Below are 20,706 nucleotides of genomic sequence, written 5' to 3'. Positions count from 1 at the left end.
CCCCTGTCAGGGCTTTGCGATGCCGAATTCCTCGGGAGAGACCTGAGCGGCGCCGGAATCAAACAGCAGCCAGGAGGTGACGCTGCGGTACTTCTGGAGGTACGCCGCCGCCTCCTCGCCGGACAGGCCCAGGGGGAAGCAGCCCTTGGAAGCGATCAACTCCAGGAAATCCGGGTCCTCGGCTGCCTGGGCAAAGACTTCGGTCAGCTTGTCCACCACGGCCTGATCGGTTCCATTCTTCACAAACACGCCGTAGAAGGGTCCCCAAGGCAGGTACTTGGAAAAGCCGGGATAGGCGTCCTGTACGGAGGGCACATCCTCATAGCCTGCCACGGGATCCTGGGCCAGCATACCCAGGATCCTGATGTCGCCAGAGGCGTAGAAGCTGGAAGCAGAGCCAAGAGAGGTGATGGTATAGTCAGCATTGCCGCCCATAATGGCGGTCATGCACTCGTTTTCACCGTCAAAGGGAACGATGATGGGATCGATGCCCACCACATCGGCAAACATAGAAGCGCACACCTCCGGCAGGCCGCCAGCGCCTGTGGTGGCCATGACCACCTCTTGAGGCTTCGCCAGAATGGCGTCCATCAGTTCCTCCAGAGTTTGATAGGGGGAGTCCTTGCTGACGGATACAGCAGCGTAGGTGGTGCAATACAGGATGATGGGCGTGAAATCGTCGTAGTCGATCTCGGCGGTCCCCATCACCTTGGCGATCTGGGGATTCTCCGCGCCAAACAGCAGCTCATAGCCGTCGGCGCTCTGGGCGTTGACATAGGTGGTGGAAACAGCACCGCCGGAGCCGGCCCGGTTGGTGAATACGATGTCGGTGCCCAGCAGCTCCTGGGCGGCGGCGCCGATAGAGCGGGCGGTGATGTCGCACACACCGCCGGCGGACCACATGATGGAACCTTGGATATCCTTGGAGGGATAGCTGTCCTCCTTGGCGGAGGGCGTGGTCCCGGTGGAAGAGCAGCCTGTCAGTGCCGCGGCCAGTACACAGACGCAGACGCAGGCGGTGAATACGCGTTTGAGATGTTTCATGGTGAATTGCCTCCTGAAATTTGGGCGTTTTTTGCCCCAATATGCCATAGAATAACAAATGGCGGAGGTCTTGTCCACAAAACTGTTTTTAATGATATATAAATTTCATCTATATTTAAGCAGCCTTTTCTGGTTTTTCTTGGAAAAACCAGCCGTATTTACGTGTGAGAGGCATTTTATACATAAAAAATGTCTATATGTTTTTAACTTTTGTAGAAAACTACTTCTCAATCAAAAGTGTTTCCGCTATAATGGAGAAAATGCACGCCCCAGCTGTCGGGGCAGAAGGAGGCCCTATGGAATCGTTCCGATACAACCCGCGCATTCGCGCTATGCGTCCCTCCGCGTCCATGGCTCTGATGGCCAAAGCCAGAGAGATGCAGAGGACCGACCCCTCCGTTATCGGGCTGGCGGCGGGAGAGCCGGATTTTCCGACCCCAGATCGGATCTGCATGGAGGCGATCCGGGCCATGTCGGAGGGCTATACCCACTATACGCCCGGTCCTGGCCTGCCAGAGCTGCGGCAGGCGATCCGGGACAAGCTGGCCCGGGACAACGACATTCACTGTGAGACGGAGGATATCCTTGTGACCCCTGGCGGAAAAAACGCCATCTTCCTGGCGGTCAACGCATTGCTGAATCCAGGGGACGAAGTTATTCTGTTGGACCCGTCCTGGGTCTCCTACGAGCCGATCGTCCTCTCCGCCGGCGGCGTTCCCGTCCATGTCCGGCTGGATTGGCAGGCATCCTACCGCGTCACTCGGGAGGCTTTGGAGGCGGCAGTGTCCCCCCGCACCCGCCTGCTGATCGTCAACTACCCCAACAACCCCACCGGCCGGGTCCTTACGCCTGCCGAGGCGGACGTTCTGGAGTCGTTTCTTCTGGACAACCCGCAGGTGGCGTTGCTGTCTGATGAGGTGTATGAGAAAATCTTGTTTGATGGGAATGTGACGGTCAGTATGGCCTCCCGGGAGCGTGTCCGGGAACGGGTCATAACAGTCAACGGCTTTTCCAAATGCGCGGCCATGACCGGCTGGAGATTGGGCTATCTGGCGGCGGATAAGCGCTTTATGGAGCCGATCTACAAGCTGCATCAGCACAGCGCCTCCTGTGTCAGCGGCTTTGTCCAGCGGGCTGCCGTTGTAGCCTTGGACTGTCAGCAGGAGATGGAGGAGATGCGCCGCATCTATCAGGAGCGGCGGGACTTGTTTGTGTCCGAGCTGAACGAGATCCCCGGCGTACACTGCGAAAGCCCCGCCGGCGCTTTCTATGCCTGGGCGATTTTTGATTATCCCGGGCTGGATTCCAACGGGATATGCACCTATCTCATGGATCACGCGGGCGTGGTGGGAATGCCGGGCAGCGAGTACGGCGAGCTTCGGGCCAGCAGTATGCGCTTTTCCTTCGCCAACGCCACGGAGGATATGGTGCGGGCCGGAGAGCGGATCAAGTCGGCGCTGCTGGAGCTGCCCAGGTGACACGGCATAGACGGGCTAGAAAAAGGACCGCCCGGGCGCTTAGCCCGGGCGGTCCTTTTTACTGCGTCAGCATTATGAACACGCCATAGATCACACTGGCCATAGTTCCGAATACGATGACTGGTCCCGCCACTAGAAACATCTTGGATGCCATGCCGGTGACGAAGCCCTCGCTTTTGAAATCTATGGCCGGAGACACCACCGCGTTGGCGAAACCGGTGATGGGCACCAGTGTTCCGGCACCGCCGTAGCGGGCCAGCTTGTTATAGAGGTTCAGGCCCGTCAGCAGAGCTGACAGCAGCACCAGGGTGCAGGAGGTAGCAGTGCCTGCATCCTCCTTGTCCAGGCCCGCTCCGGCCCAGCCGTTCTGAATGAGCTGCCCCACAACGCAGATGGCACCGCCGATCACGAAGGCAAAGAAGATGTCCTTAACAAGGGGCGACTTTTTTGCCTTCTGCTTCACATACTGCTGATAGTCCTTGGGCGACATGTCCATATGTGATCCCTCCCAAACGTTTTTCCTAGCCTTTCCGGCTGCGGGGAAATTATGCGGCGAATGACGGGAAAATCAAAAAATTAGGAAAATGGGCTTGACAGCCAGAGGAACCTTTGTTAAAATACACCTTGTTCTTGCGGGCATAGCTCATCTGGTAGAGCGCCACCTTGCCAAGGTGGAGGTAGCGAGTTCGAGCCTCGTTGCCCGCTCCAAAAAGGAAATCCCCATCCAGATAGGATGGGGATTTCCTTTTTGGAGCTTTCCCATTTTTGTCGAAGACAAAAATGGGCCGCTGCGGCGGGCTGATCAAAATCGTGCGGGAAAGAAACCCGCAAAGGCATCCCCTACACACCTCCTTGCGGAACGACAGGCAAACTCAGGCCTTCGCTTATGCGCACGATCAGAGATGGGGCAGGGCCCCGCAAATGCCCCAGGCGTTTGTGAGATGCCGGGAAGCGAGTCTGCGCTATCAGGGGCGCATCTCCTTGTAGCTTTTTTGAATGAGCGTTTTTCGTTCCCAACAGCTGCTCTTAAAGTAGAAAAAGCCTACAATGGCTGGAAAGATCGGTGAAAGCGCCTGCCCATAATAGATCCCTGAAAATCCCATATTGAGCGAAAAGGCAAAAAACCGACTCACGGGCAAACGCACGATGACTGCATCCAGCAGGGCGTTGAGCATGGCGATATTTGCCGCCCCTGCTCCAATGGCAAAGGAATCCAGGGTATACATGGCGGCATAGATCAAGCTGTTGATGCCGCAGCAGATACGAAGGTAGGAAACGCCAGCGTTCACCACTTCCTGGTTGGTACTGCCGAAAAGCAAAATCAGTTGTTCAGCAAAAAGCTGTACGCCAATGACCACAACCAGCGTTACGGCAATATTCATCGCTAAACCCATTTTTACCGTCTTTCGGGCACGCTCGATTTGTCCCGCCCCCATGCATTGGCCGACCATCGCCGTTACTGCCTGCCCGATGGCCCAGCAGTGCATACCGGCAAAGGTGTTGATCTGCAGGCCCACGCCGGAGGCGGCAGAAACAGATGTGCCAAATTGATTGAGCATCCCTGTTACCAGCAGATAAGCCGTGTTGACAACGACCATCTGGACCGCTGTGGGCAGACCGACCTTCAGAATGACGGCTAGCTTATCCCATTGGAACGTAAACGATCTGTGATTTTCCGCAGGAAAAAACACCTTGTGCCGCTTCAGATAGAACAGAGAAATCGCAAAAGAAATTCCTTGCGCCGTAATTGTTGCATAAGCGGCTCCCGCTGTGCCCATTCCAAAGGGCCCCACCCATATGACATCTAAAATGACATTGATGATGGTGGCAATCCCTACGAAACAGAGGGGAGATTTAGAATCCCCTAGCCCCTTGAGCACAGAGCAGACAGCATTGTACCCGAAGATAAACACAGTTCCGCAGCAAATGATTTTCATATAGTCACAGGCATCTTGATATGCGTCTGCCGGAACGTTTAACACCCGAAAAAGCGGCTGGTAGATTGCCAAACTTACAGCGGTTACAAGCAGGGAAGACACCAGCGAGAGCAAGGCCAGCGTTTGAAAGGACTCCGCCTGCCCCTTTTTATCGTCTGCCCCTTTGTATTGAGCGATCAGCACAGCTCCACCCATTGTCATACCAATACAAATTGAGTTGATGATATAACACAGCTTAGAAGCGTTATTGATCGCAGCAAGGCCCGTTTCCCCCACGATCTGGCCGACTACCAGCATATCCACCACATTGTAAAAAGCCTGCAAAATGTTTGCCATAAGCAACGGAAGGGCGAAAACGGCCAGCTTTTTCGGCACACTCCCAGTCAACAAACTATGTTCTTTTATCATTCATTTTTCCTCCAAAAGAGATAAGGGCACACAATATTGTGTACCCTCTGCATCACAGCCCATCATCAACAAGCATAGCAAAAGGCCACAGGTATAAACATTGCCTGTGGCCTAAGCAGTCAAGTACATATCGTTGATCTGATATAATCCATACACTTAAAAACAGCAAAGCTGTTTTTTGAGAGGGCAATGCCCGCTGTGCGCAAAGCGCAAGGTTATGGACTATGAAATCCAAATCAAGGCCGTTAAAAGGCCTGTCACAACGCCTGCGCTGTGACACTTGAAAAGCGGTTTACCACTTTATCAAGTTATTTGATTATAAAAGGGTACAAAAACCAAAGACAGTCTATTTCTGTCTTGGCCTTCTCACTTTATAGATCAACTTTCCGAAAAGGCTCCGCACAATGTTTCACGGTATAAACTTGTGTGGAGCCGGGATCAATGCAAAACTTCCCAAACAGCATTGTGCTCACCTCTCTCGTCAGCAACAAAAATTTTACACAGCGCATGCCTTCTTGTCAAGATAGAGGGCACCTTTTTGTAACATGAGCAGCCATTACTATAAGTTTGCAAGGTCCGACAAGGACCGGCAAACTTATTTTTTTATGCCTGGGAGGTGAAAAAGGTATGGCACGCTGCTATATTACGCGCTCCTACGAGGAGCGGCTGGCGATTCAAAGCCTGTGGGAAGATGGCGTCCAGGTGAAGAAGATTGCGGAGAAGCTGGGTGCCCCGCTGTCCTCCCTCTACTCTGAACTGCGGCGCGGCCAGGACGGAAGCAGGCTGCCGAACCAGCGCCTGCGGTACAGCGCGGACCTGGCGCAAATGCGGATTCAGCAATCCTACGAGCAGAGGGGACGCGGCAACGGCCAGGCACAGAAAGGGGCTGGAAACGGTGGCTAAGAAGTATTATCCCGGCGGGTTCCGGCTGACGCTGGGGACGGCGCGGGCGCTGGCTAACAAGGAGCTGGGAACGGCAAAGGGACTGGCGCAGACCGTCGGGGTGTCGGAGGGATTCTTCTCTATGTGCCTCGGAAAAATGCGGGTGCGCATCCAACCGGATATGCGAAACCTCAGTGGGCGGGTCATGCTGGCCCTGGATATGCAGGGCGCTGGCGGCGAAATCGTGAAGTTCTACGACCGGGAGACGCTGGAGGAGGACTACGACGAGGAGTACATCTACTCAAACAGGCTGGCGCGGGAGACCGTGCGGGACTGGGTTTTCAGCGGGAGCCTGGAGGGATGCCGCCAGCGCGTGGACGAAATCTGGAGCAAGGGTTAAGGAGGGAGCGGAATGTGTGACAAGGATTGCCGCCGCTTCGGGAAGTGTAAGGAGTGCCAGAAGTCCAAGGTGGAGCGGGGGTATCTTATCTGCACCATCGGGGACCGGCGCGGGACCCATGGCCGGTGCTTCACCTGCAAGCGGCTGGAGAAGTGCAAAAAGGCAAAGGAGGCGGCGGAGGCGTGAAGCCGATTCTGTTCAATGCCGAGATGACCCAGGCCGTCCGCGAGGGCAGAAAAACGGAGACGCGGCGGGTAATCAAGGAACTTATCAACATTGGCGATAGAGTGGATGGAAAACCCGCTAACGAACTCAAATTTTGGGTAAGTAAAGGGTCGGGTGCCCTTTATTACGATGACAATAACAGGCAGGTTACCATCAACGGGAAAGTGGTCTATTCGCCGTATGTGGGTTTTGGCGATTTCTATGTGCCGGAGCCGTGGCGCTGCATGGGGATGTTCGGAGAGACCGGGTATGCGGTCGGATTCAAGGACGGGGAAACCGTCCGGTTCATGTTCCGGGACAAGGACCGCGCCGAGAGGTGGGCCAAGTACGGGAATAAGCCGTTTGAACAGTGGCAATCCCCCTACTTCATGCCGCGGGAGGCCGCCCGGATTTTCCTCCGAGTGGAGGACGTGCGACCGGAGCGCCTGCAGAGCATAGAAACCGCGGAGATTGAAGCGGAAGGAATTGGACGGGAACCGCTTGACGAGGTGGGCGAAGAATTTTACCGAGGGATGTTCAGCGACCTGTGGGACAGCACCATCAAGGCGGCGGACCGCGACCTGTACGGCTGGGCGGCCAATCCCTGGGTGTGGGTCATCCAGTTTAAGCGTATCGGAGAGGGGGCGAGCGCGGAATGAAGTGCTATGTGGAGATGACGGAGGAGGAGTACGGCGACTTCCTCCAGTGGAAAACGGACCGGGCGAAGTATGACCGGGTGCTGTCCTCCGTGCAGAAGAAGTTCGAGCTGATGGCGAACAAGGCCACGTGGGCCATTGAGCCGGACCCGAAGAAAGAGGGCCGATGCAAAATCGTGGACCACGACCACGCGACGGAGCTGCTGGAAATGGCGAAGGACGTTCTCGGCGGATAGGGGGTGCGACAGGTGGCGGACCGCAAGAAATGGACCAGCGCGGAGCGGGAGGCGGTGTACCAAAAGACCGGCGGGCGCTGCGCCTACTGCGGGCAAGAAATCACCAGACAGGAAATGCAGCTGGACCACGTAAAGCCGGTGAAGCTCTATGAAGAATTGGACGGCGGCGCGGGGCTGAATGACCTGGAAAACATCCTCCCGGCCTGCCGGTCCTGTAACCACTATAAGCACACGTTCACGCTGGAGAAGTTCCGGGCCGCGCTGGAGCGGATGCCAGAGGTCCTGGAGCGGGACAGCGTGACATATCGGAACGCTGTGCGGTTTGGGCTGGTGCAGCCGACGCCGCACAAGGTCAGATTCTATTTTGAAACGATGAAAGCAGGAGATGGAACGTGATGGTAAAACTGAAACCTTGCCCATTCTGCGGAGGAAAGGCGGAGATAAGGGAATATTCCCAAGGCCACAGCGGGAACGGGGATTATACCGCGAGGTACAAGTGCGGGTGCGATAAGTGCAAGATTTTCTTTGACAAGGAATCACTATTCCGTCTGGTGGATGGTCAGCCAAAGTTTGAGAAAAACGGATTTGAGGATGCTACCAACGCATGGAACAACCGCCCGGAGATAGAGAACAGCGACGCGGAACAGGAGGGGCGGGAATGATGGAGAAAGTCTACATAGCCGGGAAAATCACGGGGGACCCGGAATACCGCATGAAGTTCGGGCGGGCCGCCCGCGCGCTGGAGATGACCGGGAATGTGGTCCTGAATCCGGCGACGCTGCCGAATGGTCTGAACCAGGCGGACTATATGCACATCTGCTTTGCCATGCTCGACTGTGCGGACAGGGCTGTGTTCCTCCCGGACTGGAACGAGAGCGAGGGGGCCATGCTGGAGCAAGCGTACTGTGCCAAGACCGGGAAGCCGGTGGCCTTTTTGGCGGGGGTGTGAAATGAAAATCGAGGAAGCTGTGAGAATCCTTGACCCGGCAACGACCGCCGCGGCCCTGTACGGCCTGCCCCACGACGAGGCCGTGGAGCTGGTGGAGGCCGCCTGCCGCCTGGCCGTTGATAACCTGCGAGAGAACCTGGAGGCAGCGGCGGACGCCTGCAGTCGGGCCGTTTCCTCAATCCGCGACCAGCTGCTGACGGAGGTGGAGCTGGAGCGGTGCCGGGCGTATGGGGTCAGGTGGGTAAGCCGGGACGATGTAGGGAAATGCTTTGTGAAGCTGTGGAAAGGTAAACCTATGTCGAGCGCGGGGTGTTATGTCGGGCGCGAGCAGGTTGCGCTTGTGCATGATGTATCTCTTTTTCCGAGCGTTCAACCGGGCGAATGCGTATGCGCCGAGCGGGCGGAGGAACAGCCGCTCACGCTGGAGGAGCTGCGCGAGATGACGATGCGGTGCGAGGGAATCTATATCGCAAACATCGACGGGAGGCCGCTTTTCCGGGAAAGGAAATACTGCGCCGCCGTCCTGGACATGGTGCCCACATACGGAGGCCCGGCGCATATCCAGGCAATCTATGGCGAAAAGCTCTCACTGTGGGAGGATGACTACGGGAAAACGTGGGTGGCCTATCGCCGCCCGCCGGTGGAGGTACAGCATGACGATGACGATTGAGCAAGCAATCAAATGGTGCGAGAGCCGGTATCAGGGCGCGTCAATGCCGGGCGCGGCGGCGGCGTATAAGATGTGCCTTGCCGCACTCCGCGCCCAGCAGGCGGCGGAGGCGGAGGAACAGCCGCTCACGATGGAGGAGCTGCGGAAGATGGACGGTCAACCTGTCTGGATTGAGTTCATCCCGGACGCGGACGGCGAACAGCTCAAAATGTGGGCGCTTGTGTCGGTGGACGAAAACGACGGGGAGGTATTCCTGCTCAACAGCATAGGCGGTTCGTCCGCCTATGAAGAAGTTTGGGCGGACATCCGCGCTATCTACCGCCGCCCGCCGGTGGAGGCGAGGGATGTTTAGCCCGATGGGGCCGAAGCGGTGCCCCTGCTGCGGCGGAATAGCGGAGATGCACTACACGTTCATCAGGTCATACTACTACATAAAATGCTGCACCTGCGGGTTGAGGACGATGCCGTACAAAGAAATGTATCTGGCGGAATACGCATGGAACCGCAGAGTGCCGGAAAAGAAGGTGGAAACAGGTGAAGGAAGAACAAATGGGACAGAAATGCAACGGGGACGGGATAGCGTGCGGGTCGAAGTCCTGCGAAAACTGCGGGTGGAACCCAAAAGAAGAAAGGATAAGAAAGGCGCTTATCCGCAGCGGGATGCTGGAGCGGGACAAGAACGGGCTGGAACGGCTGGTGCTCAAAAATTAAGGAGGATGTGAAATGCACCCGGAAACGGAGGGACAGGGCTTTGAGGTGTACGCGGACGGCGTGAAAATCGGAGTGGGCAGCCTGCCAGAAGCGACTATCTGCCCGGACGATGACCCGCCGGAGGGCTGGGAACCGCTGATTCTGCCGACGGAGCCGATGACCGTCACCGTGAAATTGAGGAAGGATGCGTTCTGCGCAGGCGGGCGGAAGCGGTTTATCAAGCTGTGCATGGGGGTCCTCGGAATGGACCGGAACAGCGCAACCTATCTGGCCGACTGTGTGGGCCGCATAAACAGAGAACGGAACCAGCTCCCCTATTCGGTCGCTTACCGGCGGCTGTTGTGGAAATGGGCGCTTTGGGGGCTATTCCAGGACGAAAATGGAGGTGTTCATGAGTGAAGCCAATCTATAAACCAAAAGGCGCGGCGGCGGAGTATGGGGAATACGCCGTAAACATCTACACCGGATGCCCGCACCGCTGCTACTACTGCTTCGCGCCGCAGGTCCTCCGCCGCGAGCGGGAGGCTTTTCACTCCCACGTGGAGCCGCGCAGGGACATTGTGGCGGAGGTAGCCCACCAGCTCAACATGGAGCAAATCACGGGGAAAACCATTCACCTGTGCTTTACGTGTGACCCGTACCCGACCGGCTACGACACCACGCCAACGCGGGAGATTATCAAGCTCCTAAAGGAGAGCGGGAACCACGTGCAGATTCTCACCAAGGGAGACGGGAGCCGGGACTTTGACCTGCTGGACGGTGGGGATTGGTACGGCATCACGGTTTCCGGCGGGGAGGCGGAAAGCTACCTGCGCGAGCCGAAAGCAATCAGGCTGTCAAAAAGAATGTCGGCGCTCATTGAAGCGAAAGAGCGCGGGATAAAAACCTGGGTCTCCTTCGAGCCGGTCCTGGTGGAATCCGATGTGCTGGAGATTCTGCGGACCTTCCACGGAAACTTTGACCGCGTGAAAATCGGGAAGCTGAATTACTGGCCGTCGGACATCAACTGGGCGGAGTTCGGGCGAAAGGCGGAGGCGCTGTGCCAGGAGCTGGGCCTGGACTACTACATCAAGGACAAGCTGCGGGCGGAGATGGAAAAAGCATGAGCGGCCCGCGGGCGGACTTCTCCAGGACCTGCGAGGGCTGCGGCCACGTGGTCAGGGAGCCGGAGAAAAGCGGCGAGCTGTGGGCAAGGTGCTTTGCGCCGGGGCCGTGCCGGGGGTACGTCGTCGGCCATGCGCACTATCTCCCCTATGTCCCGGCCTGGTGCCCGCTGATGCGGGGCGAGGCCGGGGCGCGGGCTGATACATTAAATAAATAGGAACGGGGGTGGTACGGGTGAAGCACTTGGGGGACATTACGAAAATCAGCGGGTACGAGGCCCCGGCGGTAGATGTCGTCATCGGCGGCTCACCCTGTTAGCCAGGACCTTAGTATTGCCGGGAAGCGCGCGGGACTGGCCGGGGAAAGGTCTGGCCTGTTCATGGAGCAAATCAGGGTAGTAAAGGAGCTTCGGGATGCGGACAGATTACGAGGGCGAACAGGTCAGCTTATTCGACCGCGATATATGGTGTGGGAGAACGTGCCTGGCGCGTTCAGCTCAAACGGAGGAGAAGATTTCCGGGCGGTCCTCGAAGAAACAATCCGGGTCGCCTGCCCGGACGCCCCCGACATTCCATTTTCTCGCGGGGGGGGGGTGGCCCCTGGCGGACGCCTGGTACGGAAGCGGATGGTCCGTTGCCTACCGAGTTTTCGATGCACAGTTTTGGGGAACGCCCCAGCGCCGCCGTAGAATCGCGCTTGTCGCAGATTTTGGAGGACAATCCGCTCCCGAAATACTCTTTGTCCGGGAAAGCGTGTGCGGGAATACGGCGGCGGGCGGCCACGAAGGGCCGGAAGCTGCCGCAGGAACTGGACGGCGCGCTGGAGAGGCAGGAGAAAATGGCTTGAATGGCCGGATGCTGGTATTTGAGAACCACGGGCAGGACAGCCGGGTGAAGGGACCGCTGGAGGTATCCCCCACCGTCTCGCAGAAATGGGGGACCGGCGGGAACAATGTGCCGCTGGTGATGGCGACGGGACAGGCAAGCGCAGAGATTGGGGAGGATGTGTGCCCAACACTAAACTGCAACCACGAACAGCCCATTGTGGCCGCCGTGGATTGCCGGAACGGGACAGAAAACACCAAAATAAGCGGATGCCTACAGTCGAGAGCGTCAGGCTGTGTTAATGCAAACAACGTGGTGCGGGTCGGGGGAACCGTCCGGCGGATGACGCCGATGGAGTGCGAGCGCCTGCAGGGATTCCCGGACGGATGGACGGACATAGGGGACTGGGTAGACAGCAAGGGCAAGAAGCGCAAGACATCCGACGCGGCGAGATACAGGGCGCTGGGAAACTCTATCGCCCTGCCGCCCTGGAAGTGGGTGCTGAAACGGCTGTGCGCCTGCTACGAGCGGGACGCCACAATGGCGAGCCTGTTTGACGGCATAGGCGGGTTCCCGCTGATATGGGAGCGGCTGAACGGGCCGGGGAGCTGCCTGTGGGCCAGCGAGATTGAGGAGTTCCCTATCGCCGTCACCATGCGGAGATTCGGAGAGGAGGGGTTCCATGAGCAGATGCAGAATGTGCGGCGCTGAAATCGACTGGATTCAGACGCCGGAGGGAAAGTATGTCGCGGTGGACCCGGAACCAGTCGTTGTCGCGGAGAACACGGGGACGGACGTTTTCTACACCGACGAGGGGCGGAAATTCGTGGGGACGGAAAGCGGCCTGCCGTGGAGGCCGGACCTGGAGGTGGGATTCGTCCCACACGTGCGGACCTGCGTTTATTTCAGGACGGGGCGGTGAAGCTGGATGGAAACTGTGCTGCTGGGTGACGCCCTGGAGCAGCTGCGGGGCCTGGAGGCAGAAAGCGCATATACCTGTGTAACCTCCCCTCCCTATTACAACCTGCGGGACTACGGCACGCCGGGGCAAATCGGGATGGAGGCCACGCCGGAGGAGTACATCGAGAAGCTGGTGGAGATTTTCCGCGAGGTGCGGCGGGTCCTCCGCCCGGATGGGACCCTGTGGGTCAACATGGGCGACAGCTACGCCACCAGGTCGGGGAACAATCCGCCGGGGAACACGCGGAACCGGTGCGGCCACACCGAGAAGCGGACGCCGAAGGGCTACAAGTACAAGGACCTGATGGGGATTCCCTGGATGCTGGCCTTTGCCCTGCGGGCGGACGGCTGGTATCTGCGGCAGGACATCATCTGGAGCAAACCGAACTGTATGCCGGAGGCCGTCGTGGACCGATGCACCAAGAGCCACGAATATATTTTCCTCCTGTCCAAGTCCCCGCGATACTACTTTGACGCGGCGGCCCTGCGGGAGCCGTGCGCCAGCCGGAAAGGGAACGCCAAAACCTTCCGCGGCGGCGGGGCCTACACCGGCGGGCGGTCCTTCCAGAACAGCGCGCGGGTGAAAAGGACGAGCCACGGGAACACGGCGAACCGGACCGGGACCAGGAACAAGCGGGATGTGTGGGCCGTCGCCACCGGCGGATTCAAGGGCGCGCACTTTGCCGTGTTCCCGGAAAGGCTGGTCGAGCCGTGCATCCTGGCAGGCTGCCCGGAGGGTGGGACCGTCCTGGACCCGTTCGCCGGGAGCGGGACAACCGGGGTCGTTGCGAAGCGGCTGCGCCGGAACTTCATAGGCGTAGAAATCAACGAGGATTACCGGGAGATGGCCGAAAAAAGAATATCCGCCACGGAGGCGGAATTTGAACAAATGACAATGTGAAAGAAGGGAAAACAATGCAAACGGTGGAAATCGTGATTACTGTTCGCAGGCCGAGGAGCTGGAAGCGGCGGGCGGCCAGGGTGTGGAGAGCCGTGCGGAAGCGCGCGGCCAAGGTCAACTGGGGGGCTGTGGCCTGGTATGGATTCCTGACCGTGGCCGGGGTGGTGCTGTACAAGGTCGGCGCTGCCTACGCCCTGAAAGAGCGCGGCTACTACGCCGTGGGCGGCGAGGCGCTGGCCCTGCTCCTCCCCGTGCTGTGGTACGCGGTGGGAACGACCATCCGGGACTTCATGCGGGACGTGAGAAGCTGGTGGTAAGCGGCGCCGAAGAAAAAGAAACCGCCCGCCAATGCAACGGCCTGGTGTGACCTGCACGACCGGCTGATGAACGATGTCTACATACGGCGGCGGGGGTGCGCCATGCGGCGCTGTAAGCACCTGCGCTGGCTGAATGACGAACGATGGAATCCCGGAAACGGGTCCAAATATCAAAAACGGAGGTTAAAAAATGGTTAGCATCAAGGGATTGGACAAGGCGAAGGTCCTGAAAGCGTTGTACGACAACAGCCACGTCGAGGGGATGGGGTTCGTGCACGCCGCCCCGGAGGGGACCGTCACCGAGGACCGCTGCAGGGAGCTGCTGGAGAAGAACACGGCCTATGACTACCTGTACGGGCGCGTGATGAAGGTGGACCTGGCCGGGGACGAGTTCGACGAGCGCCTGTATGACCGGGACTGTGGAGAGGGTGCAGCCCAGCGGGCGGTGGATTCCATCACGCAGGAGCGGGAGAGCGAGAAACACCAGGCGCAGGAGGACGAGAAGCCCAAGGAGGAAGCCGGGCAGAAGGACGGCGGGGCCAAGAAGGAAAAGAGCGTGGCGGAAAAGACGGAGAGCACCAAAAAGGCCGTCGAGAAAATCCTGGACATCCTGGTGGAGCTGCCGCCGGACGAGTGCGTTGCGGCGGTCATGTTCCTCAAACACTTCGTGCTGGGGCCGCTCACGACGGCGAGGCTGCCCCTGTCGCCGTTGGAGCCGCGGAGGCTGGACTACTCCGCCATGTTCTGGTGAAAAAAGAACGCCCTGCGTCAGCTGTGGGAGGCTGGCGCAGGGCGGACGCCCCGGAGGGCGCATCAAGTTGGACAAGCCTATTTTACCACACTCCGGGGGCACATACAAGAGCGAAAAAATCAACGCGCCGCGGCGCGTTTCGGGCTTGTATGGGGTAGTAATTTAACGACCACACCGGGGGGTGAAAAAGCATGAGGACGGTCTACCGGGAAAAACGGTATTTCTGCGGGGAATATCTGGATGCCTATATCTACCCAGTCTTTGGCCCGGCGGCAAAGGGCGGAAAGAGAATCAGGCGGAAGCCGTCCACCGAGGCACAGAAGAAGCTCAACCAGAGACACCGGGAGGAAAAGCTGGTCCGCCTGCTCCACGCGAATTTTACACCGGCGGACATGGAGATTCACCTGACCTACCGTGTCCAGCCGGAGAGTGACGAGGCGGCCAAGAAGGAGCTGACAAACTTCCTCCGGCGGGTCCGCCGGTACATGAAAAAGAACGGCCTGGGGGAGCTGAAATACATAGCCGTCACCGAGCGGGGGAAGCGCGGCGGGAGATACCACCACCACGTCACCATCGGCGGGGGAATAGACCGGGACACGCTGGAAAGTCTGTGGACCAATGGCTATGCCAACTCCCGGCGGCTGCAGTTCACCGAGGAGGGCCTGGCCGGGCTGGGGCACTACATCGTGAAATCCCCCGTGGGGAAAAAAGCGTGGACGGCCTCAAAGAATCTGGTGGACCCGGAACCGAGGACCAGGGACGGGCGCATATCCGGGAGACGGGCGCGGGAGCTGGCGGACAACATCCAGGACAGCACGCAGTTTGAAGCCCTCTACCCCGGCTATCTGCTGGCAAAGGCGGAGGCTTTCCACAACGACGTGAACGGCGGATGCTACCTTGTGGCCCGGCTCTACAGGCAGGACAGCAGCTTTGCGAAAAAACCGGCCATCCGGCGGCGGAATTAAGGGGGTGAGAGTTTGGGGAGACAGTACAGAGTTTGCCGCTTCTGCGGCGACCGCCTGGACGCGGGAGAAATCTGCGAGTGCAGGCGGGAGACCGAGAAAAAGGAGGAAAACGGAAAACATGAGCAGGTACATGGTGGAGCTGCCCGGCGGCGGGTGTGCCACGGATTCGGAAGCCCTGTCCGCGCTGGCGCGGGAGGCGAGACGGCGTAAAGTCAGCTATGGGATGCTGGTGGCGAACACCACCGAGGCCGAGCGGTATGCCATCATCCGGGACTACTGTCTGGAGAAGCGCCGGAAAGGCAGGCGGGCCGGGAATGGGGATTGATTTGCGGGACCTCTCCCCTGCCTACCAGGTCAAGGCCATGCAGCAGCTGGCGGAGCAAAACCGTCAGCGGGCGGCGGCCAAGGCGGAGCGGGAGCGCAAATATCACAACCAGAAGGACCAGCGGCCCACCGCGTCCGGCGGGGCCGTCCGGTTCGATTCCCGGAAAGAGGCGCGCCGGTATGACGAGCTGATTGCCCTGCTTCACGCCGGGCAAATCCGGGAGCTGCGGTTACAGCCGCAGTTCACCCTGCAGGAAGCGTACACCACGCCGGAGGGGGTCCGGGTCCGGGCCATCCGGTATCAGGCGGACTTCTCCTATCTGCGCCCGGAGCTGCGCCCGTACAGGACGGAGACCGGCGTGGAGGTCTGCGACTGGATTCTGGTGGTGGAGGACGTGAAAAGCCGGGCCACCAAGACGCGCGTGTACGAGATGAAGAAAAAACTCATGCGCGAGCGGTTTCAAATCGAGATTCAGGAGGTTTAAGCATGGAATTTCTGAAATTTATCTTCTCCAGCTTTTGGACCTGGCTGGGATTCCTGATTCTGCTCTCCGCCGCCGCCGGTGCTGTCAAATATGCGCTGGAGGGCCTGGGCGAGCTGGTGAGGGCGTTCAAGCGGAACCGGAAGGTGGAGGCGTGCCGCGTCGGGGAACACTGGAGCGTCAGCGTGGAGAACGCATCGAAAGAGGACGCCATGAACGCGCTCCTGGCCGCCCACGTGGGAGCGGATGACCCGGTGGAAGTGCTGGAGAACGACAAGAAGGGGGCGGCCTGGGAATGAAGCTGAAAAAAGTCGCCGCGCTGTGCAGCAGGCAGGGAGTGTTCCGCCTGTGCGACGAGGTGCGCGAGGGCGGCGAGGTCCGCCAGTGGCTGGGGGACGGCGTGGCCCTCTATCCCCTGGACGGACTGCCGCTGCTGGACGATGACAACCTGTGTACCATGTTCGACATCACCGAGAAGAAGCGGAAAAAGTGCTCCTTCCGCCGGGTGGAGGTGCCGGAATACCTGTGCCTGGACGACTGGGAGCAGGGGGAGCGGTGCCTGCATGACGACTGGCCCACGGTGGAGTATAACGGCTTTGTGGTGAAGCCGTTAAGCACGCGGGAGGGAATCGTGTTCATTCAGAACGCATACCTGGCCCCGCTGGAGGATATGGCCGACTATCTCCAGCTGTTCGAGCGGAGGACCGCGAGCGGGCGGACGTACATCGTGGCGAAGAACGGCCTGGAGCTAACGGCGGTCATCATGCCCATGGACACTATCAAGATGGGCTTTGTGGATAAGCTGGAGGAGCTGGCCCGGATGTGCCGCCTCACGGTGAACGCCATGGAGGAGCGGGAGCGGCGGGAGCAGGAGGCCAGACTGGCCGCCATCGTGGACCCTGGGCAAAAGGACCTGTTCGAGAATGACCAGGCCGCGGGCGGCGAGACATGAGCGGAGGAGCACAGAGCCTGACACCGGCCCAGGCGCTGAAACTTCTGGAGGATATGCGGCGCGTCGTTGAGAAGCTGCCGAAGGACGCGCGCGTTGGACGTATGTTCATCGTGAACGACGGCCAGGGGATTCTTCTGGACGGCGGGATTGAGGAAGCGGCGGCGGCCATGGGGAAAATCGCAAAAGAGTGCGAGGAGTGGCCCATGAAAGAACACTGGGAGGTGTCCCAGTTCCAGGTCGGGCCGCTGGTCATCGTGCAAATCAATCAGCGGGAATGTACCCGATGAAATCCGGGAGGAGTTAGAGTATCTGCCATGAAGAAAAAGCGGGCCATGCCGAGCTACTACGGCAAGAACATCCTCCAGCACGCGCAGAGGAAATTTTTCAAGCGTAAGGCGCTGGAGGCCAACCAGGAAAAGCTCCGCGAGCGGCCTGTGACCGCGGCGGAGCAGGCGGAGAAGAAATAAGCAATCAGGAGGCGGAGTTATGCGGCGCAAGGACGTGAAAACGATGATAGCGTATTATTTTGGGATTCCAGCCATGCGGGCGCTGCTGGACAGCGAGCGGGCGGAGCTGGAGGACCAATACAACAGCCTGCGCGGGTTGTCGTATGACGGCGTGCCGCACAGCTCCATGCCGGGGAAGCCCACCGAGGAGCTGGCCGCCCGGCTGGACGAGCGCAACGTCAGGAACCGGCTGGAGGAAATCGCGGTGAAGGACCGGGTGCTGCTGATGGACCGGGAGAACATCCAGGGGTGCATCGACGCGCTGGGCGGTAGGTGCAAAAAGCTGATTTTCGAGCGCCACCGGGATAGGTGCAGCTGGGCGAAGCTGGCGGTGCGCTACGGGAAGCCGGACAGCACGGTGCGGTGGTGGTACGACAGCGCGGTGGAGCGCCTGGGGGAAGCTCTGGAGGAGGTGCCCATGTACGACGAGATTCTGGCCCGCGCTTCGCGCGCGCGCGTATAGATGTTGCCGGGGTCCTCCCTGCCGCCCTGAACACGACGCCGGGGGCGGCGGGTCCGGGGCCGTCCGCCGGTCGGCGGGAGAGCTGCCGGAGGTCGGCGGGAAAGGGCCGATTTTGTGTTTTTGGTCCGGGGTCATTTTGCGCGTGATGCGGTCACTTCCGCGGACGCGGGAACCGCGCTGGAAAAACAATTTGCGAATAGGCAGGAAAAGCGCAAGAAAAAGCGCCCGGTCACACGGTCCGGGCGCTTTTTTAATTTTCCTCCCATGCGGGGGATGATGGGTCAAATTCTGCGCATAGCCACTCGGTAAGACCATTGTTGCAATCGTCGTTGCACCTGTTTTCTTTGTCCCTTGGGCAGATGTCGCATAGATGCTCCTGGATGTTGTTAAACACCATGGAAAGCTCGTAGGGGGAAAGCTGGCGGAGAACGTCAAGATTTGTTTTCGGAACCTGCATGGATGGAGCCTTGGAGGGAACGCCGGGAAACGGCGCGCCGTCGGGGTCGAAAGGGTCCAGGAGGGCCTTGCGGCGCTCCTCCTCGGTCCTGCAATCGGTCAGGTCCAGCACGGGGAAGGGCGGGTCGATGACCGGCGGCGGGGGTTTCAGGCCGCAATACTCGCCCTTGATATAGTTTTCGTCCGTCACCCAGGACCAGGGGCCGTATTCCCCGCCGTGGCCCGCGTCGGCGTAGGCCACCAGGGCGGCAAAAGCCTGTTCGCGGGTCAGGCCGGAAAACCGGCGGCGGATGCCGTCCGGGAAGGAGGAAACGCAGCTGTAGGGCAGGAAAACAGCGGTTTTATCGTCCATTGGATGCCTCCAGCTGTTACGGCATAAAGTCGTCAAAGACAACTTCTTCATCGGCGGAAATAGTCTCGCCGTCACCAGAAACGCCTATGAGCTTATCGTCGCCGCCGTTGCCGTAGAATGAGTGAATACCGCCGAACTTCTTTCGAGCGCGGGAGAGAATTTCCTTTTCGGACAGCTCCGTGCCGTCGCGGACGTTGATAACCACGGAAACAGTCACCGTGGCGTGACCAAATACAGTGATTTGCTTCATTGTGAGCTTTCCTCCTTTTGTGCCTCGCGGGCCATGCGCTCCTCCACGGCCTGGAGGATGTAACCTTGCAGGCTTTGGCCGGATGCGGCGGCGGCGGCGCGGATGGCCGTGCCGCGGGCCTTGATGGGTTTTAGGTAGATAATATCGCACTTTTCGTCATAGCGGGCGTTGGATGCCAGCTTCTTCTTGCTGGTGGGCATGATGATACCTCCTCCCGTGTTTTGTGTACGCATTATAGCACGGCTCCGTGCCGTTTTCAACCGTGTTGTTTTGCGGGCGGTCAAATATCTGTTTTGTGCGCGCCCTCCGCAGTGTGCGCCCATACGGTGACGGAGTAACCGGCCTTTCGCAGACCGGCGGCCATTTTGCGGTCGGCGGCCTCGTCGTCCATCCATACGGTGAGCGGCCAGCCGCGCTTGCTGTAGAGAATTTGATAACGCATTTTGTGTACCTCCCTGCGTGTGTTTTTTGTGCGTTCGCGTGCGTTTTGGGTTTTGTGGCCCATGAGCGCCCGCCCCGGTCGGGGCGGCTGGACTTGCACCAGCGGCGGCCTGGGGCCGTCGGCCTTGCGGGCTTATTGCTTTTTGGGGGATTCGCCTCCAAAATTCAACAGCGTAACGATTCCGCTGCGGTCGGTTTTGCACCCGCATAGCGTGTCCTTCACAAGTTTTCCATAAAGGCCGCAGATGCCGATGCACTCCGGGAAATGCTTGGTCCTTGCGTCGCTGTGAAAATTCGGACAGTGTACGCACCGCCTGGTGCCGCGCTTTTTCTCCACTTCTCCACCTCCGTTTTGCGGTCAGACTTTCTTCCAACCGGTCACTTCGGCGGCCCCGTAGAGGGAAACGAGGGCCTGCCTCACTTCGGGCGTGTCAATATATGCGCCCAGCGTGATGATGTCGCCGTAGTCGGTGATTGTGAAAAGCTCTATCGCTCCGAGAAAAGAAGAAAAGTACAGGTTTTTCCCGCCGGTCATTTTGTGTACCTCCGTTTTGTGATTTTGTGGGCGGTTTTGTGGCCCATGAGCGCCCGCCCCGGCGGGGCGGCTGGACTTGCACCAGCGGCGGCGGATGCCGTCGGCCTTGCGGGCTTTAGAACTCCTCAATGGAGCACCGGATAAGGTCCCAGGCGTACACCTCGATGCTGTCCGGCCTCAAATTGTCGTCGATATACAGGCTGTCCAGGTGCGGGGGCTTGTTTGTGTAGAGGGAAAGCACCTCCCTGGCCCATCGGACGGTTGCGGGCTTGAAACGGTCCGGCTCTCTGGCTGCAACGGTGGCGGCCACGCAGACGGCGACGGGGATGCGACCGTACTTTTTCACCACGTCCCAGAAAATGCTCTTGACTTTGGAAGTGGAAAGCTCTTTGCAGGCGTCCCTTGCAACATCCAGGAAAGCGAACCGGGCCGCCCTGCTGCCGTCGCCGTTGGCCTGCTTTTTCAGGTCCCGGATAAATTCTCTATCCAGCTTCATGTTTTTGCCCTCCGTTTTGTGGTTTTGGGTTTTGTGGCCCATGAGCGCCCGC

General features: G+C 59.2%; 37 protein-coding genes, 1 tRNA gene and 2 pseudogenes. 31 read left to right on the top strand and 9 right to left on the bottom strand.

Going from position 1 to position 20,706, the window contains the following annotated elements; translation table 11 throughout:
- Positions 1–6: 6 nt before the first annotated feature.
- The gene (locus Q0Z69_RS00750; RefSeq protein WP_298028812.1) at positions 7–1,044 is read right to left on the bottom strand and encodes a tripartite tricarboxylate transporter substrate binding protein; all 1,038 of its coding nucleotides are present in this window, start codon (positions 1,042–1,044) and stop codon (positions 7–9) included.
- 296 nt (positions 1,045–1,340) lie between these two features.
- Between Q0Z69_RS00750 and Q0Z69_RS00745 the strand changes: the two genes are divergently transcribed.
- On the top strand, positions 1,341–2,522 hold the full coding sequence (locus Q0Z69_RS00745; RefSeq protein ID WP_298028808.1) for a pyridoxal phosphate-dependent aminotransferase: 1,182 nt from the start codon (positions 1,341–1,343) through the stop codon (positions 2,520–2,522).
- Between the two features lie 58 nt (positions 2,523–2,580).
- Here the strand turns inward: Q0Z69_RS00745 and spoVAC are convergent, their stop codons facing one another.
- On the bottom strand, positions 2,581–3,018 hold the full coding sequence (spoVAC, locus tag Q0Z69_RS00740) for a stage V sporulation protein AC (protein WP_298028806.1): 438 nt from the start codon (positions 3,016–3,018) through the stop codon (positions 2,581–2,583).
- A gap of 136 nt (positions 3,019–3,154) precedes the next feature.
- On the opposite strand from spoVAC, the gene Q0Z69_RS00735 reads away from it, so the two are divergent.
- Positions 3,155–3,230, top strand: a tRNA-Gly gene (locus Q0Z69_RS00735).
- Between the two features lie 257 nt (positions 3,231–3,487).
- On the opposite strand, the gene Q0Z69_RS00730 is transcribed toward Q0Z69_RS00735, so the two are convergent.
- Complete coding sequence (locus tag Q0Z69_RS00730) at positions 3,488–4,867, bottom strand: MATE family efflux transporter (RefSeq protein ID WP_298028804.1); 1,380 nt, start codon at positions 4,865–4,867, stop codon at positions 3,488–3,490.
- Positions 4,868–5,494: 627 nt separating this feature from the next.
- On the opposite strand from Q0Z69_RS00730, the gene Q0Z69_RS00725 reads away from it, so the two are divergent.
- From Q0Z69_RS00725 to Q0Z69_RS00585, 29 genes and pseudogenes are all read left to right on the top strand, one after another.
- The gene (locus Q0Z69_RS00725; RefSeq protein WP_298028802.1) at positions 5,495–5,770 is read left to right on the top strand and encodes a hypothetical protein; all 276 of its coding nucleotides are present in this window, start codon (positions 5,495–5,497) and stop codon (positions 5,768–5,770) included.
- The gene (locus tag Q0Z69_RS00720; protein ID WP_298028800.1) at positions 5,763–6,149 is read left to right on the top strand and encodes a hypothetical protein; all 387 of its coding nucleotides are present in this window, start codon (positions 5,763–5,765) and stop codon (positions 6,147–6,149) included. The genes Q0Z69_RS00725 and Q0Z69_RS00720 overlap by 8 nt, the downstream gene beginning before the upstream one ends.
- A gap of 12 nt (positions 6,150–6,161) precedes the next feature.
- Positions 6,162–6,335, top strand: a complete 174-nt coding sequence (locus Q0Z69_RS00715; RefSeq protein ID WP_298028798.1) for a hypothetical protein — start codon at positions 6,162–6,164, stop codon at positions 6,333–6,335.
- Positions 6,332–7,012 (top strand): hypothetical protein, encoded by a 681-nt coding sequence (locus tag Q0Z69_RS00710; RefSeq protein WP_298028795.1) that lies wholly within the window; start codon positions 6,332–6,334, stop codon positions 7,010–7,012. The genes Q0Z69_RS00715 and Q0Z69_RS00710 overlap by 4 nt, the downstream gene beginning before the upstream one ends.
- A complete protein-coding gene (locus tag Q0Z69_RS00705; protein ID WP_298028793.1) occupies positions 7,009–7,245 on the top strand; it encodes a hypothetical protein in 237 nt (78 codons plus the stop codon). Before Q0Z69_RS00710 ends, Q0Z69_RS00705 begins: the two co-directional genes overlap by 4 nt.
- A 12-nt stretch (positions 7,246–7,257) precedes the next feature.
- Positions 7,258–7,641 carry an HNH endonuclease gene (locus Q0Z69_RS00700; RefSeq protein ID WP_298028791.1) on the top strand — a complete coding sequence of 128 codons (384 nt, stop codon included), beginning with the start codon at positions 7,258–7,260 and terminating at the stop codon, positions 7,639–7,641.
- Positions 7,641–7,907 (top strand): hypothetical protein, encoded by a 267-nt coding sequence (locus Q0Z69_RS00695; protein WP_298028789.1) that lies wholly within the window; start codon positions 7,641–7,643, stop codon positions 7,905–7,907. Before Q0Z69_RS00700 ends, Q0Z69_RS00695 begins: the two co-directional genes overlap by 1 nt.
- Positions 7,904–8,194, top strand: a complete 291-nt coding sequence (locus Q0Z69_RS00690) for a DUF4406 domain-containing protein (RefSeq protein ID WP_298028787.1) — start codon at positions 7,904–7,906, stop codon at positions 8,192–8,194. The genes Q0Z69_RS00695 and Q0Z69_RS00690 overlap by 4 nt, the downstream gene beginning before the upstream one ends.
- A gap of 1 nt (position 8,195) precedes the next feature.
- Positions 8,196–8,864, top strand: a complete 669-nt coding sequence (locus Q0Z69_RS00685) for a hypothetical protein (RefSeq protein WP_298028785.1) — start codon at positions 8,196–8,198, stop codon at positions 8,862–8,864.
- The gene (locus Q0Z69_RS00680; RefSeq protein WP_298028783.1) at positions 8,848–9,216 is read left to right on the top strand and encodes a hypothetical protein; all 369 of its coding nucleotides are present in this window, start codon (positions 8,848–8,850) and stop codon (positions 9,214–9,216) included. The genes Q0Z69_RS00685 and Q0Z69_RS00680 overlap by 17 nt, the downstream gene beginning before the upstream one ends.
- 109 nt (positions 9,217–9,325) lie before the next feature.
- The gene (locus tag Q0Z69_RS00675) at positions 9,326–9,586 is read left to right on the top strand and encodes a hypothetical protein (protein ID WP_298028781.1); all 261 of its coding nucleotides are present in this window, start codon (positions 9,326–9,328) and stop codon (positions 9,584–9,586) included.
- A gap of 1 nt (position 9,587) precedes the next feature.
- Entirely contained in the window at positions 9,588–9,974 is a 387-nt protein-coding gene (locus Q0Z69_RS00670) for a hypothetical protein (RefSeq protein WP_298028779.1), read from the top strand.
- Positions 9,971–10,681: a radical SAM protein gene (locus Q0Z69_RS00665; RefSeq protein WP_298028777.1), complete on the top strand. Its 711-nt coding sequence runs from the start codon at positions 9,971–9,973 to the stop codon at positions 10,679–10,681. Before Q0Z69_RS00670 ends, Q0Z69_RS00665 begins: the two co-directional genes overlap by 4 nt.
- On the top strand, positions 10,678–10,896 hold the full coding sequence (locus Q0Z69_RS00660; protein ID WP_298023602.1) for a hypothetical protein: 219 nt from the start codon (positions 10,678–10,680) through the stop codon (positions 10,894–10,896). The genes Q0Z69_RS00665 and Q0Z69_RS00660 overlap by 4 nt, the downstream gene beginning before the upstream one ends.
- A gap of 72 nt (positions 10,897–10,968) precedes the next feature.
- Positions 10,969–11,367 carry a DNA cytosine methyltransferase gene (locus tag Q0Z69_RS00655; RefSeq protein ID WP_367272186.1) on the top strand — a complete coding sequence of 133 codons (399 nt, stop codon included), beginning with the start codon at positions 10,969–10,971 and terminating at the stop codon, positions 11,365–11,367.
- A gap of 166 nt (positions 11,368–11,533) precedes the next feature.
- Positions 11,534–12,001: pseudogene (locus Q0Z69_RS00650) on the top strand (DNA cytosine methyltransferase); the annotation flags it as partial.
- A 42-nt stretch (positions 12,002–12,043) separates the two neighbouring features.
- Positions 12,044–12,169: pseudogene (locus tag Q0Z69_RS00645) on the top strand (C-5 cytosine-specific DNA methylase); the annotation flags it as partial.
- Positions 12,170–12,185: 16 nt separating this feature from the next.
- On the top strand, positions 12,186–12,425 hold the full coding sequence (locus Q0Z69_RS00640; RefSeq protein WP_298028772.1) for a hypothetical protein: 240 nt from the start codon (positions 12,186–12,188) through the stop codon (positions 12,423–12,425).
- Positions 12,426–12,431: 6 nt separating this feature from the next.
- Positions 12,432–13,364 carry a site-specific DNA-methyltransferase gene (locus tag Q0Z69_RS00635; protein WP_298023608.1) on the top strand — a complete coding sequence of 311 codons (933 nt, stop codon included), beginning with the start codon at positions 12,432–12,434 and terminating at the stop codon, positions 13,362–13,364.
- 14 nt (positions 13,365–13,378) lie between these two features.
- Positions 13,379–13,681: a hypothetical protein gene (locus Q0Z69_RS00630; RefSeq protein ID WP_298028770.1), complete on the top strand. Its 303-nt coding sequence runs from the start codon at positions 13,379–13,381 to the stop codon at positions 13,679–13,681.
- A 190-nt stretch (positions 13,682–13,871) separates the two neighbouring features.
- Positions 13,872–14,432, top strand: coding sequence for a hypothetical protein (locus Q0Z69_RS00625; protein WP_298028767.1), 561 nt, complete (start codon positions 13,872–13,874; stop codon positions 14,430–14,432).
- 191 nt (positions 14,433–14,623) lie between these two features.
- Positions 14,624–15,397 carry a hypothetical protein gene (locus tag Q0Z69_RS00620; protein ID WP_298028764.1) on the top strand — a complete coding sequence of 258 codons (774 nt, stop codon included), beginning with the start codon at positions 14,624–14,626 and terminating at the stop codon, positions 15,395–15,397.
- A gap of 118 nt (positions 15,398–15,515) precedes the next feature.
- Complete coding sequence (locus Q0Z69_RS00615) at positions 15,516–15,722, top strand: hypothetical protein (RefSeq protein WP_298023620.1); 207 nt, start codon at positions 15,516–15,518, stop codon at positions 15,720–15,722.
- Positions 15,712–16,206: a DUF1064 domain-containing protein gene (locus Q0Z69_RS00610; RefSeq protein ID WP_298028762.1), complete on the top strand. Its 495-nt coding sequence runs from the start codon at positions 15,712–15,714 to the stop codon at positions 16,204–16,206. The genes Q0Z69_RS00615 and Q0Z69_RS00610 overlap by 11 nt, the downstream gene beginning before the upstream one ends.
- Positions 16,207–16,208: 2 nt before the next feature.
- Complete coding sequence (locus Q0Z69_RS00605) at positions 16,209–16,502, top strand: hypothetical protein (RefSeq protein ID WP_298028760.1); 294 nt, start codon at positions 16,209–16,211, stop codon at positions 16,500–16,502.
- Positions 16,499–17,155, top strand: coding sequence for a hypothetical protein (locus Q0Z69_RS00600; protein WP_298028758.1), 657 nt, complete (start codon positions 16,499–16,501; stop codon positions 17,153–17,155). The genes Q0Z69_RS00605 and Q0Z69_RS00600 overlap by 4 nt, the downstream gene beginning before the upstream one ends.
- The gene (locus Q0Z69_RS00595; protein WP_298028755.1) at positions 17,152–17,442 is read left to right on the top strand and encodes a hypothetical protein; all 291 of its coding nucleotides are present in this window, start codon (positions 17,152–17,154) and stop codon (positions 17,440–17,442) included. The genes Q0Z69_RS00600 and Q0Z69_RS00595 overlap by 4 nt, the downstream gene beginning before the upstream one ends.
- 27 nt (positions 17,443–17,469) lie before the next feature.
- Positions 17,470–17,622 (top strand): hypothetical protein, encoded by a 153-nt coding sequence (locus tag Q0Z69_RS00590; protein WP_298023637.1) that lies wholly within the window; start codon positions 17,470–17,472, stop codon positions 17,620–17,622.
- Positions 17,623–17,641: 19 nt separating this feature from the next.
- Positions 17,642–18,124 (top strand): hypothetical protein, encoded by a 483-nt coding sequence (locus tag Q0Z69_RS00585; RefSeq protein WP_298028753.1) that lies wholly within the window; start codon positions 17,642–17,644, stop codon positions 18,122–18,124.
- A gap of 250 nt (positions 18,125–18,374) precedes the next feature.
- Here Q0Z69_RS00585 and Q0Z69_RS00580 read toward each other — a convergent pair whose 3' ends face one another.
- The 6 genes from Q0Z69_RS00580 to Q0Z69_RS00555 all read right to left on the bottom strand — a co-directional run bounded on the left by Q0Z69_RS00580 (position 18,375) and on the right by Q0Z69_RS00555 (position 20,654).
- Complete coding sequence (locus Q0Z69_RS00580) at positions 18,375–18,932, bottom strand: hypothetical protein (RefSeq protein WP_298028751.1); 558 nt, start codon at positions 18,930–18,932, stop codon at positions 18,375–18,377.
- Between the two features lie 16 nt (positions 18,933–18,948).
- Positions 18,949–19,182, bottom strand: coding sequence for a hypothetical protein (locus Q0Z69_RS00575; RefSeq protein ID WP_298028749.1), 234 nt, complete (start codon positions 19,180–19,182; stop codon positions 18,949–18,951).
- Positions 19,179–19,382 carry a hypothetical protein gene (locus Q0Z69_RS00570; RefSeq protein WP_298028748.1) on the bottom strand — a complete coding sequence of 68 codons (204 nt, stop codon included), beginning with the start codon at positions 19,380–19,382 and terminating at the stop codon, positions 19,179–19,181. Before Q0Z69_RS00570 ends, Q0Z69_RS00575 begins: the two co-directional genes overlap by 4 nt.
- A gap of 80 nt (positions 19,383–19,462) precedes the next feature.
- A complete protein-coding gene (locus Q0Z69_RS00565; RefSeq protein WP_298028746.1) occupies positions 19,463–19,624 on the bottom strand; it encodes a hypothetical protein in 162 nt (53 codons plus the stop codon).
- Positions 19,625–19,981: 357 nt separating this feature from the next.
- Positions 19,982–20,158, bottom strand: a complete 177-nt coding sequence (locus tag Q0Z69_RS00560) for a hypothetical protein (RefSeq protein ID WP_298028744.1) — start codon at positions 20,156–20,158, stop codon at positions 19,982–19,984.
- 115 nt (positions 20,159–20,273) lie between these two features.
- Positions 20,274–20,654 carry a hypothetical protein gene (locus tag Q0Z69_RS00555; protein WP_298028742.1) on the bottom strand — a complete coding sequence of 127 codons (381 nt, stop codon included), beginning with the start codon at positions 20,652–20,654 and terminating at the stop codon, positions 20,274–20,276.
- Between the last annotated feature and the right edge of the window lie 52 nt (positions 20,655–20,706).

The organism is uncultured Dysosmobacter sp. (assembly GCF_947631165.1).
In the GTDB taxonomy this organism is placed as follows: Bacteria; Bacillota; Clostridia; order Oscillospirales; family Oscillospiraceae; genus Oscillibacter.
This window is presented reverse-complemented; position numbering and strand designations above follow the sequence as displayed.

Bases quoted from the DNA above. Each gene is read 5' to 3' on its own strand.
- Q0Z69_RS00610 (WP_298028762.1), top strand. From the start codon at position 15,712: ATGGGGATTGATTTGCGGGACCTCTCCCCTGCCTACCAGGTCAAGGCC.
- Q0Z69_RS00635 (WP_298023608.1), top strand. From the start codon at position 12,432: ATGGAAACTGTGCTGCTGGGTGACGCCCTGGAGCAGCTGCGGGGCCTG.
- Q0Z69_RS00685 (WP_298028785.1), top strand. From the start codon at position 8,196: ATGAAAATCGAGGAAGCTGTGAGAATCCTTGACCCGGCAACGACCGCC.
- Q0Z69_RS00630 (WP_298028770.1), top strand. From the start codon at position 13,379: ATGCAAACGGTGGAAATCGTGATTACTGTTCGCAGGCCGAGGAGCTGG.
- Q0Z69_RS00745 (WP_298028808.1), top strand. From the start codon at position 1,341: ATGGAATCGTTCCGATACAACCCGCGCATTCGCGCTATGCGTCCCTCC.
- Q0Z69_RS00560 (WP_298028744.1), bottom strand. From the start codon at position 20,158: ATGACCGGCGGGAAAAACCTGTACTTTTCTTCTTTTCTCGGAGCGATA.
- Q0Z69_RS00670 (WP_298028779.1), top strand. From the start codon at position 9,588: ATGCACCCGGAAACGGAGGGACAGGGCTTTGAGGTGTACGCGGACGGC.
- Q0Z69_RS00660 (WP_298023602.1), top strand. From the start codon at position 10,678: ATGAGCGGCCCGCGGGCGGACTTCTCCAGGACCTGCGAGGGCTGCGGC.
- Q0Z69_RS00725 (WP_298028802.1), top strand. From the start codon at position 5,495: ATGGCACGCTGCTATATTACGCGCTCCTACGAGGAGCGGCTGGCGATT.
- Q0Z69_RS00600 (WP_298028758.1), top strand. From the start codon at position 16,499: ATGAAGCTGAAAAAAGTCGCCGCGCTGTGCAGCAGGCAGGGAGTGTTC.
- Q0Z69_RS00575 (WP_298028749.1), bottom strand. From the start codon at position 19,182: ATGAAGCAAATCACTGTATTTGGTCACGCCACGGTGACTGTTTCCGTG.
- Q0Z69_RS00655 (WP_367272186.1), top strand. From the start codon at position 10,969: ATGTCGTCATCGGCGGCTCACCCTGTTAGCCAGGACCTTAGTATTGCC.
- Q0Z69_RS00580 (WP_298028751.1), bottom strand. From the start codon at position 18,932: ATGGACGATAAAACCGCTGTTTTCCTGCCCTACAGCTGCGTTTCCTCC.
- Q0Z69_RS00565 (WP_298028746.1), bottom strand. From the start codon at position 19,624: ATGCGTTATCAAATTCTCTACAGCAAGCGCGGCTGGCCGCTCACCGTA.
- Q0Z69_RS00675 (WP_298028781.1), top strand. From the start codon at position 9,326: ATGCCGTACAAAGAAATGTATCTGGCGGAATACGCATGGAACCGCAGA.
- Q0Z69_RS00705 (WP_298028793.1), top strand. From the start codon at position 7,009: ATGAAGTGCTATGTGGAGATGACGGAGGAGGAGTACGGCGACTTCCTC.
- Q0Z69_RS00615 (WP_298023620.1), top strand. From the start codon at position 15,516: ATGAGCAGGTACATGGTGGAGCTGCCCGGCGGCGGGTGTGCCACGGAT.
- Q0Z69_RS00620 (WP_298028764.1), top strand. From the start codon at position 14,624: ATGAGGACGGTCTACCGGGAAAAACGGTATTTCTGCGGGGAATATCTG.
- Q0Z69_RS00590 (WP_298023637.1), top strand. From the start codon at position 17,470: ATGAAGAAAAAGCGGGCCATGCCGAGCTACTACGGCAAGAACATCCTC.
- Q0Z69_RS00625 (WP_298028767.1), top strand. From the start codon at position 13,872: ATGGTTAGCATCAAGGGATTGGACAAGGCGAAGGTCCTGAAAGCGTTG.
- Q0Z69_RS00750 (WP_298028812.1), bottom strand. From the start codon at position 1,044: ATGAAACATCTCAAACGCGTATTCACCGCCTGCGTCTGCGTCTGTGTA.
- Q0Z69_RS00690 (WP_298028787.1), top strand. From the start codon at position 7,904: ATGATGGAGAAAGTCTACATAGCCGGGAAAATCACGGGGGACCCGGAA.
- Q0Z69_RS00585 (WP_298028753.1), top strand. From the start codon at position 17,642: ATGCGGCGCAAGGACGTGAAAACGATGATAGCGTATTATTTTGGGATT.
- Q0Z69_RS00715 (WP_298028798.1), top strand. From the start codon at position 6,162: ATGTGTGACAAGGATTGCCGCCGCTTCGGGAAGTGTAAGGAGTGCCAG.
- Q0Z69_RS00570 (WP_298028748.1), bottom strand. From the start codon at position 19,382: ATGCCCACCAGCAAGAAGAAGCTGGCATCCAACGCCCGCTATGACGAA.
- Q0Z69_RS00555 (WP_298028742.1), bottom strand. From the start codon at position 20,654: ATGAAGCTGGATAGAGAATTTATCCGGGACCTGAAAAAGCAGGCCAAC.
- Q0Z69_RS00680 (WP_298028783.1), top strand. From the start codon at position 8,848: ATGACGATGACGATTGAGCAAGCAATCAAATGGTGCGAGAGCCGGTAT.
- Q0Z69_RS00595 (WP_298028755.1), top strand. From the start codon at position 17,152: ATGAGCGGAGGAGCACAGAGCCTGACACCGGCCCAGGCGCTGAAACTT.
- Q0Z69_RS00605 (WP_298028760.1), top strand. From the start codon at position 16,209: ATGGAATTTCTGAAATTTATCTTCTCCAGCTTTTGGACCTGGCTGGGA.
- Q0Z69_RS00640 (WP_298028772.1), top strand. From the start codon at position 12,186: ATGAGCAGATGCAGAATGTGCGGCGCTGAAATCGACTGGATTCAGACG.
- Q0Z69_RS00730 (WP_298028804.1), bottom strand. From the start codon at position 4,867: ATGATAAAAGAACATAGTTTGTTGACTGGGAGTGTGCCGAAAAAGCTG.
- Q0Z69_RS00695 (WP_298028789.1), top strand. From the start codon at position 7,641: ATGGTAAAACTGAAACCTTGCCCATTCTGCGGAGGAAAGGCGGAGATA.
- spoVAC (WP_298028806.1), bottom strand. From the start codon at position 3,018: ATGGACATGTCGCCCAAGGACTATCAGCAGTATGTGAAGCAGAAGGCA.